Origin of the sequence: Stenotrophomonas sp. HMSC10F07 (assembly GCF_001807895.1) — a bacterium.
GTDB lineage: Bacteria > Pseudomonadota > Gammaproteobacteria > Xanthomonadales > Xanthomonadaceae > Stenotrophomonas > Stenotrophomonas sepilia.
Map to the genome: position 1 here is coordinate 9,469 of NZ_KV791342.1, position 11,422 is coordinate 20,890.

General features: G+C 68.1%; 14 protein-coding genes. All 14 read left to right on the plus strand.

Annotated features, from left to right (window positions below; genetic code table 11):
• The first annotated feature begins 228 nt into the window (after positions 1-228).
• The 14 genes from fliE to fliR all read left to right on the plus strand — a co-directional run bounded on the left by fliE (position 229) and on the right by fliR (position 11,324).
• The gene (fliE, locus tag HMPREF3114_RS04650) at positions 229-594 is read left to right on the plus strand and encodes a flagellar hook-basal body complex protein FliE (protein WP_005409552.1); all 366 of its coding nucleotides are present in this window, start codon (positions 229-231) and stop codon (positions 592-594) included.
• Between the two features lie 13 nt (positions 595-607).
• The gene (gene fliF / locus HMPREF3114_RS04655; RefSeq protein ID WP_049412900.1) at positions 608-2,254 is read left to right on the plus strand and encodes a flagellar basal-body MS-ring/collar protein FliF; all 1,647 of its coding nucleotides are present in this window, start codon (positions 608-610) and stop codon (positions 2,252-2,254) included.
• 7 nt (positions 2,255-2,261) lie between these two features.
• Positions 2,262-3,248, plus strand: coding sequence for a flagellar motor switch protein FliG (gene fliG, locus HMPREF3114_RS04660; protein WP_024958226.1), 987 nt, complete (start codon positions 2,262-2,264; stop codon positions 3,246-3,248).
• Entirely contained in the window at positions 3,245-3,886 is a 642-nt protein-coding gene (locus tag HMPREF3114_RS04665) for a FliH/SctL family protein (protein WP_053498606.1), read from the plus strand. The genes fliG and HMPREF3114_RS04665 overlap by 4 nt, the downstream gene beginning before the upstream one ends.
• On the plus strand, positions 3,883-5,268 hold the full coding sequence (locus HMPREF3114_RS04670) for a FliI/YscN family ATPase (protein ID WP_049412897.1): 1,386 nt from the start codon (positions 3,883-3,885) through the stop codon (positions 5,266-5,268). The genes HMPREF3114_RS04665 and HMPREF3114_RS04670 overlap by 4 nt, the downstream gene beginning before the upstream one ends.
• A gap of 3 nt (positions 5,269-5,271) precedes the next feature.
• Positions 5,272-5,739 (plus strand): flagellar export protein FliJ, encoded by a 468-nt coding sequence (gene fliJ / locus HMPREF3114_RS04675; protein ID WP_005416437.1) that lies wholly within the window; start codon positions 5,272-5,274, stop codon positions 5,737-5,739.
• Positions 5,739-6,908 carry a flagellar hook-length control protein FliK gene (locus tag HMPREF3114_RS04680; protein WP_053498608.1) on the plus strand — a complete coding sequence of 390 codons (1,170 nt, stop codon included), beginning with the start codon at positions 5,739-5,741 and terminating at the stop codon, positions 6,906-6,908. The genes fliJ and HMPREF3114_RS04680 overlap by 1 nt, the downstream gene beginning before the upstream one ends.
• Positions 6,909-7,130: 222 nt before the next feature.
• A complete protein-coding gene (locus tag HMPREF3114_RS04685; protein ID WP_005416435.1) occupies positions 7,131-7,646 on the plus strand; it encodes a flagellar basal body-associated FliL family protein in 516 nt (171 codons plus the stop codon).
• Positions 7,647-7,656: 10 nt separating this feature from the next.
• Positions 7,657-8,661 (plus strand): flagellar motor switch protein FliM, encoded by a 1,005-nt coding sequence (gene fliM / locus HMPREF3114_RS04690; protein WP_070489231.1) that lies wholly within the window; start codon positions 7,657-7,659, stop codon positions 8,659-8,661.
• Positions 8,658-8,993: a flagellar motor switch protein FliN gene (gene fliN, locus HMPREF3114_RS04695; protein ID WP_005409543.1), complete on the plus strand. Its 336-nt coding sequence runs from the start codon at positions 8,658-8,660 to the stop codon at positions 8,991-8,993. The genes fliM and fliN overlap by 4 nt, the downstream gene beginning before the upstream one ends.
• Positions 8,994-9,010: 17 nt before the next feature.
• A complete protein-coding gene (fliO, locus tag HMPREF3114_RS04700; RefSeq protein ID WP_176746369.1) occupies positions 9,011-9,409 on the plus strand; it encodes a flagellar biosynthetic protein FliO in 399 nt (132 codons plus the stop codon).
• A gap of 1 nt (position 9,410) precedes the next feature.
• Positions 9,411-10,190, plus strand: a complete 780-nt coding sequence (gene fliP, locus HMPREF3114_RS04705; RefSeq protein ID WP_053498612.1) for a flagellar type III secretion system pore protein FliP — start codon at positions 9,411-9,413, stop codon at positions 10,188-10,190.
• Positions 10,191-10,249: 59 nt separating this feature from the next.
• Positions 10,250-10,519, plus strand: coding sequence for a flagellar biosynthetic protein FliQ (locus HMPREF3114_RS04710; protein WP_005413254.1), 270 nt, complete (start codon positions 10,250-10,252; stop codon positions 10,517-10,519).
• A 13-nt stretch (positions 10,520-10,532) separates the two neighbouring features.
• A complete protein-coding gene (fliR, locus tag HMPREF3114_RS04715; protein ID WP_053498614.1) occupies positions 10,533-11,324 on the plus strand; it encodes a flagellar biosynthetic protein FliR in 792 nt (263 codons plus the stop codon).
• Positions 11,325-11,422: the final 98 nt, after the last annotated feature.

The following is an 11,422-nucleotide window of genomic DNA, read 5'->3' on the forward strand; positions in this document are numbered from 1 at the left end:
ACGGGTTTACGGCGTCCCCCGCAACCGGACCCACACCGCCATCCCACGGAAAACCCAGCTGTTGCTGTTGAGGTTGCCGGCCAGCGACCGGCACTACTGCGGGGAGCGGGGTGCAACCCCGCACGCACACCCAACCTCCTCACTTCACTGAATCGAAAACCGGTTTCGGCACGGCACTTGCACCTGCTCCAGCAGACAACCCCATCCCTGTTTCTGGAACCGTTGCAGATGTCCCACTCCGTCACTTCGATCCTTTCGCAGATCCGCTCCTATCAGACCCAGATGGGGCAGCCGGCGCTCAACCCGCTGGGCGAAACGCCGCGCAGCAACGCCCTGCCGGGCACGGTGCTGGACGCGCCGCAGGCCCAGCCGGCCAGCTTCACCGAAACCCTGCGTGGTGCGATTGCCGGCGTCAACGATGCGCAGCAGAAGTCCGGCGCCCTCGCCAAGGCCTTTGAAATGGGCGACCCCAGCGCCGACCTGGCCAAGGTGATGGTCGCCTCGCAGCAGTCCCAGATCGCCTTCCGCGCCACCGTGGAAGTCCGCAACCGTCTCGTCCAGGCCTACCAGGACGTGATGAACATGCCGCTGTAAGGAACATTGACGCATGGCACTGACGCTCTCCAAGGACAGCCTGAACGCCGAGAAGGCCGGGCAATGGTTCGACCGCCTGCAGAGTCTGCAGATCACCCGTCGGCTGGGCCTGATGGCGATGATCGCGGTGGCGGTGGCGGCAGGCCTGTCCGTGTTCTTCTGGTCACAGAAGCCGGGCATGGTCCCGCTGTACACCGGCCTGGACCAGAAGGCGACCGCTGAGGCGACCGACCTGCTACGCGCCGCGCAGATTCCGTTCGCGCTCGATCCGGCCACCGGTGGCATCACCGTGCCGGAAAAGAACCTGCACGACGCCCGCCTGAAGCTGGCCGGCTCCGGCCTGACCGACAGTGGCAAGCTCGGCTTCGAGCTGATGGAACGCGACCCGGGCTTCGGCGTCAGCCAGTTCGTGGAAAGCGCGCGCTACCAGCACGCGCTGGAAACCGAGCTGTCGCGCACCATCAACACGCTGCGCCCGGTACGTGATTCACGCGTGCATCTGGCCATTCCCAAGCCCAGCGCCTTCACCCGCCAGCGTGACGTGGCCAGCGCCTCGGTCACCCTGGAACTGCGGGGCGGCCAGCAGCTGGAACGCAGCCAGGTGGACGCCATCGTGCACATGGTCGCGGCCAGCATTCCGGACCTGGCGCCGGAACGGGTGACCGTGGTCGACCAGAGCGGGCGCATGCTCAGCATCACCGACCCGAACAGCGAGGCGGCGGTCAACGCCGCGCAGTTCGAGCAGGTGCGGCGCCAGGAAACCTCTTTCAACCAGCGCATCCGCGAACTGCTGGAGCCGATGACCGGCCCCGGCCGCGTCAACCCGGAAGTGAGCGTGGACATGGACTTCTCGGTGACCGAGGAAGCCCGTGAGCTCTACAACGGTGAACCGCAGAAGCTGCGCAGCGAGCAGATGAGCGAGAACACCACCAGCACGCCGGGTCCGCAGGGCGTGCCGGGTGCCACCAGCAACAGTCCGCCGGGCCAGCAGGCCGCGCCGGCCACCGCGCAGACCCCGACCGAAAGCAGCAAGAACGCCACCCGCAACTACGAGCTGGACCGCACCCTGCAGCACACCCGCCAGCCGGCCGGCCGCATCAAGCGCGTGTCGGTGGCGGTGCTGGTGGACAACGTGCCGCGCGCCGGCGCCAACGGCAAGATGAGCCCGCAGCCGCTGTCGGCCGCCGAACTGACCCGCGTCGAGGCGCTGGTCAAGCAGGCCGTTGGCTTCAACGCCGAGCGTGGCGACACCGTGTCGGTGATGAATGCCCCGTTCGTGCGCGAGACCACGCCCGAACAAGGCCCGGCCTGGTGGGAGCTGCCGTGGGTGCACGATGCCGGCCGCATGCTGCTGGGCGCGGTGGTGGTGCTGGCGCTGCTGTTCGGCGTGCTGCGCCCGGCGCTGCGCGCGATCACCGGCCAGAGCAGGAAGGCAGACGAGCAGGCGCTGGAGCCGCATACGGCGGATGTGCAGCTGGTCGATGACGATGGCATTGCGCTGCCAGCGCTGGGCACCGACCGGGCAAGCCTGGGCGGACCGGATGCGCTCGCTCTGCCGGTGGATTCATATGAGGAACGACTGCGGATGGCGCGTGAAGCCGTGAAGACCGACTCCAAGCGCGTGGCCCAGGTGGTCAAAGGCTGGGTGGCCAATGACTGAGGCACAACTGACCGGAGTACAGCGCGCGGCCGTGCTGCTGCTTTCGCTGGGTGAGCTGGATGCGGCCGAAGTGCTGCGCCACATGGAACCCAAGGAAGTACAGAAGATCGGCATCGCCATGGCCACCATGACCGACATCACCCGCGAGCAGGTGGAGCGGGTGATGGACCAGTTCGGCCAGGAACTGGGCTCGAAGACCTCGCTGGGCGTGGGCTCGGATGACTACATCCGCAACATGCTGGTGCAGGCGCTGGGCAGCGAGAAGGCCGGCAACCTGATCGACCGCATCCTGCTCGGCCGCAACACCACCGGCCTGGACGCGCTGAAGTGGATGGACCCGCGTGCAGTGGCCGACCTGGTGCGCAACGAGCACCCGCAGATCATCGCCATCGTGATGGCGCACCTGGAAACCGACCAGGCCGCCGACGCGCTGAAGCTGCTGCCGGACCGTACCCGCGTGGATGTGCTGCTGCGCATCGCCACCCTCGACGGTATTCCGCCGAACGCGCTCAATGAACTCAACGAGATCATGGAGCGCCAGTTCGCCGGCAACCAGAACCTGAAGTCGTCGAACATCGGCGGCGTGCAGTGCGCGGCCAACATCCTGAACTTCATGGACAGCGGCCAGGACCAGGCAATCCTGGGCGAAATCGCGCGCATCGATGCGCCGTTGAGCAACCGCATCCAGGACCTGATGTTCGTGTTCGACGACCTGGTCGACCTGGACGATCGCGAGATGCAGCTGGTACTGCGCGAGGTGAGCGGCGAGCGCCTGGGCCTGGCCCTGCGCGGCGCCGACATCAAGGTGCGCGACAAGATCACCCGCAACATGTCGCAGCGCGCGGCCGAGATCCTGCTGGAGGACATGGAAGCCCGCGGCCCGGTGCGCCTGTCCGACGTCGAAGGCGCGCAGCGCGAGATCCTGGCGATCGTCAAGCGCATGGCCGATGAAGGCACCGTCACCATTGGTGGCAGCGCGGAGGCCATGCTGTGAGCAACGTCGTGCGCTGGCTTGCCCCGGACCTGCTGGCCCAGCCCGAACCAGTGCTGGAGCAGGAGGATGCGTTCGAACTCACCGAGCCGGATCCGGAACACGAACCGGAGCCGCCGCTGCAGCTGCCGACCCTTGAAGAGATCCAGGCGATCCAGGACAGCGCCGAGAAGGAAGGGTTCGAACAGGGCCATGCCGACGGCTACGGCCAGGGCCAGGCCGAAGTACGTCGGCTCGCCGCGCAGATCGAAGGGATCCTGGACAACTTCAGCCGGCCGCTGGTGCGGCTGGAGAACGAAGTGGTCGGTGCACTCGGCGAACTGGCGGTGCGCATCGCCGGCGCACTGGTCGGCCGCGCCTACGAAGCCGAGCCGGCACTGCTGGCGCAGCTGGTCGGCGAAGCGATCGACGCCGTGGGGGGCAGCACCCGCGAGGTGGAAGTGCGGCTGCACCCGGATGACATCGCTGCCCTCGCCCCGCTGCTGAACCTTTCACCGGCGCAGCGCCTGGTACCGGATACCAGCCTCAGCCGTGGCGACCTGCGCGTGCACGCCGAAGCCGTGCGCATCGATGGCACCCTGGAAGCCCGCCTGCGCGGGGCCCTGGATGCGGTGATCCGCCAGACCGGAGCCACCGCATGAGCGTCGGACCGCAAACCACTCCGCCGCCGGCCGACTGGGCCGTAGCCCGCAACCTGCGCCTGGCGCGGCGCCTGGATGGCCTGCGCGTGGACACCGCGCATGGTCGCGGCCTGATCCGCGAGGGCGTGTTGCGCCGTGCGGTCGGGCTCACCCTGGAAGCGGTCGGCTGCGAAGCGCCGCTGGGTGCCAGCTGCAAGGTGGAAGTGGTCGACGGTGGCTGGGTCGATGCAGAAGTGGTCGGCTTTGCCGGCGAGCGCACCTACCTGATGCCCAGCGCCGAACTGCATGGCCTGCTGCCCAATGCCCGGGTGGTGCCATCGGCGCGCCGGGGCGGCGTGGAAGTGGGCGAAGGCCTGCTCGGCCGCGTCATCGACAGCGACGGCGTGCCGCTGGATGGCAAGGGCCCGATCCGCGCCGAAGGCCATGTTGGCATGGCCGGCGTGTCGATCAATCCGCTGGCGCGTGAACCGATCACCCAGCCGCTGGACGTGGGCGTGCGCGCGATCAACGCGCTGCTGCCGATCGGCCGCGGCCAGCGCGTCGGCCTGTTCGCCGGATCCGGCGTCGGCAAGTCGACGCTGCTGGGCATGATGACCCGCTACACCGCCGCCGACGTGATCGTGGTCGGCCTGATCGGTGAACGCGGCCGCGAAGTGCGCGATTTCGTCGAGACCACGCTGGGCGAGGAAGGCCTTCGCCGCGCCGTGGTGGTCGCCAGCCCTGCCGACCGGCCGCCGCTGGCGCGCCTGCATGGTGCCTACCGCGCCACCGCCATTGCCGAGTGGTTCCGCGACCAGGGCCTGAACGTGCTGCTGCTGATGGACTCGCTGACCCGCTTCGCCCAGGCGCAGCGCGAGATCGGCCTGTCGGTCGGCGAACCGCCGACCACCCGCGGCTATCCGCCGTCGGTGTTCGCCAAGCTGCCGGCACTGGTCGAACGCGCCGGCAATGGCGCCAAGGGCCGTGGCTCGATCACCGCGTTCTACACGGTGCTGACCGAAGGCGATGATCCGCAGGATCCGATCGCCGATGCCGCGCGCGCGATCCTCGACGGCCACATCCTGCTCTCGCGCCGCGTGGCCGACAGCGGCTTGTACCCGGCCATCGACGTCGAGTCGTCGGTCAGCCGCGTGGTCACGGAAATCGCCGACGAACCGTGGCGCCTGCGCATCCGCAAGTTGAAGCGACTGGTCTCGGCCTACTCGGCCAACCGGGACCTGATCGCGATCGGTGCTTACCAGCGCGGCAACGACGCGGCCACCGACGAAGCCCTGGAACGCTGGCCGGAAATCATGGAGTTCCTCGGCCAGGACGTTGCCAAGGCCGCAGATCTCCCGCACAGCCAGGCGGCGCTGCAGCGCCTGGTGGAACAAGAGAGTTAAGCCATGAACCAGTCCAAGCGCATCGATCCCCTGCTCAAGCGGGCCCAGGAACATGAGGACGCGGTCGCCCGCGACCTGGCCGAACGCCAGCGCGTGCTCGACACCCATCTCTCGCGACTGGACGAACTGCGCCGCTATGCCGAGGAGTACGCCAACGCACAGATGGCGGCGACCAGCCCGGCACAGTTGCTCAACCGCCGCGCCTTCCTCGATCGACTGGACAGCGCGGTCGAGCAGCAGCAGGCCACGGTCAATGGCAACCGCGAAAAAGTGGAGGCCGAGCGCGCACGCCTGATCCTGGCCAGCCGTGACAAGGCGGTGCTGGAGCAGCTGGCCGCCAGCTACCGGGCGCAGGAAAAGGTGGTGACCGACCGCCGCGACCAGCGCGAGATGGACGACATTGGCGCACGGCGTGCACGCCTGGTGCAGGCCGAAGACCAGGACGGCGCCGAGCAGGGAGGCCGCTCGTGATGCCCGCCCCGCTCGCCAGCAGCGCCAACACGGCCACGCCCGCCACCAGCAACAGTGCCGCACGCGCCTCGCGCAGCGAAGGCGGAAAGGACTTCAGCCAGCTGCTGCAGGGCGGCGCACCGTCTGCACCCACGCCAGCCGGGAGCGCCACGACACCGATGCCATCCACGCCGAGCCAACCATCGACCGCCGACAGCAATGGCCAGGCACCGGATGAACGCAATGCGGGCGCCGAAGCGGCAACTGCTGAAACGCCGTCGCTGCCACCCGTTGCCGTGACCCCAGCGGGACCCGGCACCGAGAAGGACAAGCCCGCCGCGACCGAGGACGCCCCGTGGCCACCGCCCGGCCTGGCCGGCCTGGTGCTGGCGATGCCGATGCCTGCCGATCCGGCCGCTGCTCTGCCGACCACCGCTGCACCGGCGCTGGCCAGCGACGGTAGCGCGCTGCCTGCTGCTGCCCCCGCCACGAACCCGACACTGCCTGCAGACGCGCCGGCGACGGCAACCACAACCCCAGTGGCGGCTGACGCCAAACCGGCGGCGACCAGTGCGGACGATGCCACGGCGCTGCCACTGCCGGAGATGATCCTGCCCGGCAAGCGCAGCGAGCGCGGCGAAGGCAGCGACGTGGCCGCCGTTGGCGACCGCGCCAGCACACCCCTGCTGCACGCCCCGGCAGCAGCCGCCGTACAGGACCTCAAGGCGGCGCTCGCCGCCGGCAATGCGATCTTCAATGGCGAGCCGACGCCGAAACCCGTGCTGGGTGACGATGGCTTCGACCAGGCCATCGGCGCACGCCTGGGTTGGCTGGCCGACCAGAAGATCGGCCACGCCCACATCCGCCTGAGCCCGGACGACATGGGCCCGGTCGACGTGCGCCTGCAGTTGAACGGCGACAAGGTGCATGCCAGCTTCAGCAGCCCGCACGTGGACGTGCGGCAAGCGCTGGAAAGCAGCCTGCCGCGCCTGCGCGAGCTGCTGGGCGAACAGGGCTTCCAGCTGGCCCACGCCGATGTCGGCCACCAGTCACCGGGTGGTGACGGCAATGCGCCGGGCCAGCCCGGTGGCAGCGGCATCATCGGCGACGGAGAACCGACGCCGGGCGATGCCAGCGTGTCGTCGGCGCAGTTGATCCGCCAGCGCGGACTGCTGGACGCCTACGCCTGACAGCCGTGCCGACCAGGGTCGGCACCCACCAGCGCAGAGCGGTCGGCGCCCACCAGGGCAGCCGGGCAATAGAGCCGCACCCACCGGTATCGCGTTGGTGGGTGCGGAGCTTGCTCCGCTCGGCCCCACCCACACCCTGACGGAATTCCGTCGCGTCCCGCTGCCCGGCCTTCGGCACGCCCCTTGCATATCCCGGTGAAGCAACCCTCAGGAGCTTCACCCGTGGCCGCAGCCGCTGACAAAACCAAGAAGACCGCAGAGAAGGACAAGGCCGCCAAGCCGCGTAGTCCGATCCTGATCACCGCGCTGGTGGCCGTACTGGCCGCCGCTGCCGCCGGTGGCGGCGTGTGGTTCTTCACCCAGTCCAAGCACGAAGAGAAGACCGCGCAGGCGCCGAAGAAGAGCGCGACCCCAGCCCCGGCACAGTACTTCGCGCTGGACCCGGCCTTCGTGGTCAACCTCAATGGCCCGGTCGACGGCCCGCGTTACCTGCAGCTGGAGGTCCAGCTGATGACCCGCGACCCGGCCGCGCTGGAAGCGATCAAGACCCACGCCCCGGCCATCCGTGCGCGCCTGCTGATGCTGTTCTCGCAGGTCAGCCCGGACCAGATCGCCGATGTCGCCGGCAAGCAGAAGCTGCAGGCCGCCTCATTGGCCGAGGTGCAGAAGGTACTCAAGGCCGAGACCGGCAGCAACGGCGCCGACGATCTGCTGTTCACCAGCTTCGTGACCCAGTAAGGGCCCACCGATGAATGATCTGCTGTCCCAGGACGAGATCGATGCCCTGCTCCACGGCGTGGACAGTGGCGCGGTCGAGACCGATGCGGAACCCCCGTCTGGCGAAGCGCGCTCGTACGACTTCGCCAGCCAGGACCGCATCATCCGTGGTCGCATGCCGACCCTGGAAATGGTCCATGAGCGCTTCGCGCGCCTGTGGCGGATCGGCCTGTTCAACCTGATCCGCCGCTCGGCCGAACTGTCGGTGCGCGGCATCGAACTGATCAAGTTCAACGACTACATGCACTCGCTGTATGTACCGACCAACCTGAACCTGATCCGCTTCAAGCCGCTGCGCGGCACCGGCCTGATCGTGTTCGAGCCGACCCTGGTGTTCGCCATCGTCGACAATTTCTTCGGCGGCGACGGGCGCTCCCCCACCCGCATCGAGGGCCGCGAGTTCACGGCTACTGAAATGCGGGTGATCCACCTGCTGTTGAAGCAGACCTTCGCCGATCTGCGCGAAGCGTGGGCACCGGTGATGGATGTCGACTTCGAGTACATCAACTCGGAGATCAACCCGCATTTCGCCAACATCGTGACCCCGCGCGAATATGTGGTGGTGTGCCGCCTGCACGTCGAGCTCGACGGGGGCGGCGGCGACATCCACGTCACCCTGCCCTACTCGATGCTGGAACCGATCCGCGAACTGCTCGACGCCGGCATCCAGAGCGACCGCAACGACCGCGACGAGAGCTGGGGCAAGACCCTGCGTGAGCAGCTCAACGTCGCCGAAGTCACCCTGTCCAGCGTGCTGGCCAGCAAGCGCATGACCCTGCGCGACCTGACCCAGCTGAAGGTCGGCGACATCCTGCCGATCGAGCTCAGCCCGCAGGTGCCGCTGTGCGTGGAGAACATCCCCGTGTTCACCGGCGAGTTCGGCATCGCCAACGGCATGAACGCCGTGAAGATCACCGCTACCCATCCGCCGGGCACCCGCCCGCGCGTACCCGTCATCCAGGAAGACCCGCAATGAACGATATCGACGCCCTCGAACCGACCCCGGCCCAGTTCAGCAGCCTGCAGGCCGATGAGGCAAATGGTCCGGACCTGAACCTGGACGTGATCCTCGATGTGCCGGTGACCCTGTCGCTGGAAGTCGGTCGTGCCCGCCTGCCGATCCGCAACCTGCTACAGCTCAACCAGGGGTCGGTGGTGGAACTGGAACGCGGTGCAGGCGAATCGCTGGACGTGTTCGTCAACGGCACCCTGATCGCCCACGGCGAAGTGGTGGTGATCAACGACCGCTTCGGCGTGCGCCTGACCGACGTGGTCAGCCCCAGCGAGCGTATCCGGAGACTGCGTTGAGCCTGCTGGCCTCCACCCTGCTCGCGGTCGGCAAGGCCGCCGCGCCGATCGGCCCGCAGGTCGGCCAGCATGCGGCCGCCGCACCCAGCCTGTTCGGTGCGGTGCTGGCGCTGCTGGCGGTGCTGGCCCTGGTCATCGGCCTGGGCTGGCTGCTCAAGCGCATGCCTGGCAGTGGCTTCCGCCCGGCCGAAGGCATGAAGCTGGTAGCCAGCCTCAGTGTCGGCGCCAAGGAGCGCGTGGTGGTGGTGGAGGTCAATGGCCAGCAACTGCTGCTGGGCGTCACCGCCGGCGGCATCAACACCCTGCACGCCCTGCCCGAGCCGCTGCCGCCCCCTGCACCGGTGCGCGTGCCGGACTTCAAGAACCTGCCGAATTTCGCCCAGCTGCTGCAGCAGCGGCTGCGCAAGGATCCCTGACATGCGTGTCCCCCGTACCCGTCTCGCCACCCTGACGCCGTGGCTGCTGTTGCTTGCCCTGTGCCTGTTGCCGGCGCTGGCGTTCGCCGCACCCGGCGCTCCGGCCACCCCTCTGCCGGACGTCAACGTCGGCAAGATCGGCGGCCAGCCGGTCAGCCTGCCGCTGCAGACCCTGCTGCTGATGACCGCGATCACCCTGATCCCGTCGATGCTGCTGGTGCTGACCTCGTTCACCCGCATCATCATCGTGCTGGGCCTGCTGCGCCAGGCGCTGGGTACCGGCCAGACGCCGTCCAACCAGGTGCTGCTGGGCCTGGCCCTGTTCCTCACCGCGATGGTGATGATGCCGACCTGGGACAAGGCGTGGAGCGCGGGCATGGCGCCCTACCTCAACGGCGACATCGACTTCCAGACCGCATGGACGCTGACCACGCAGCCACTGCGCGGCTTCATGCTGGCGCAGATCCGCGAGACCGACCTGATGACCTTTGCCGGCATCGCCGGGCATGGCACCTACGCCAGCCCCGACGCGATCCCGTTCCCGGTGCTGGTCGCTTCGTTCGTCACCAGTGAACTGAAGACCGCCTTCGAGATCGGATTCCTGATCTTCATCCCGTTCGTGATCATCGACCTGGTCGTTGCCAGCGTGCTGATGTCGATGGGCATGATGATGCTGTCGCCGATGCTGGTATCGGCGCCCTTCAAGATCCTGCTGTTCGTGCTGGTCGATGGCTGGGTGCTGACCGTGGGTACGTTGGCGGCGAGCTTCAATCCGGCCTGATATCCCCCGTAACGCGCAGTCGAGCAGGGCTCGACTCTACATGAGCAGATGGAATCCGAATGTCTCCCGAACTTGCCTTGACTGAACTGCGTGGCGGCCTGATCACCGTGTTGTGGGTGGCCGGCCCGCTGCTGCTCACCGTACTGGTGGTGGGCGTGGTGGTTGGTGTCGTGCAGGCCGCGACCCAGCTCAATGAACCGACCATCGCCTTCGTCGCCAAAGCTGCAGCGCTGACCGCAGTGCTGTTCGCACTGGGCAGCCTGCTGATCGGCCACCTGGTTGAATTCACCACGCTGCTGTTCCAGCGAATTCCGCACCTGATCGGCTAGGACACGCGCTTCGATGGACGCCGCCACCCAGATGGCTGCCGACGGCCTTCAGGCCTTCGGCATGATCGGCACCGTACTGTGGACCATGCTGCGCATCGGCGCTGTGGCCATGGCCATGCCCATGGTCGGGACCCGCGCCGTCCCGTCACGGGTGCGCATGGTGCTGGCTGGCACCCTGGCCATCGCACTGGCCCCGCTGCTGCCCCCGGTGCCGGACTGGACCGGCTTCGACGCCGCCACGGTGCTGACCATCGCGCGCGAGCTGGCCATTGGCGTATCCATCGGCTTCCTGCTGCGGCTGGTGTTCGAAGCCGGTGCGATGGCGGGCGAACTGATCGCGCAGGGCACCGGCCTGGCCTTCGCGCAGATGAGCGACCCGCTGCGCGGTGGTACCTCCGGCGTGATCGGACAGTGGTTCTATCTGCTGTTCGGGCTGCTGTTCTTCACCGCCAACGGCCACCTGGCGCTGATCTCGCTGCTGGTGGACAGCTATCGCGCGCTGCCGATTGGCGCCCCGCTGCCTGATCCCCATGCCTTCTTCAGCATCGCTCCGACCTTCCTGCTGACCGTGCTGCGCGGTGCGCTGACCCTGGCCATCCCGCTGACCGTGGCGATGCTGGCGGTGAACCTGGCCTTCGGTGTCCTGGCGCGAGCCGCCCCTGCGCTGAACCCGATCCAGCTGGGCCTGCCGGTTTCGCTGCTGCTGGGCCTGTTCCTCCTGGCGCTGCTGGCCGGGGAAATGGGGCCGCCGGTACAGCGCCTGTTCGACGCCGCCTTCCAGGCCGCGGACGCGGTCACACGCTGACCCGGTCATCACGTTTTACTGCTTGCCATGCCTTTGTTTCTGTAGAGCCGAGCCCATGCTCGGCTGTCATCGGCAGGAGCGGCAGCCGAGCATGGGCT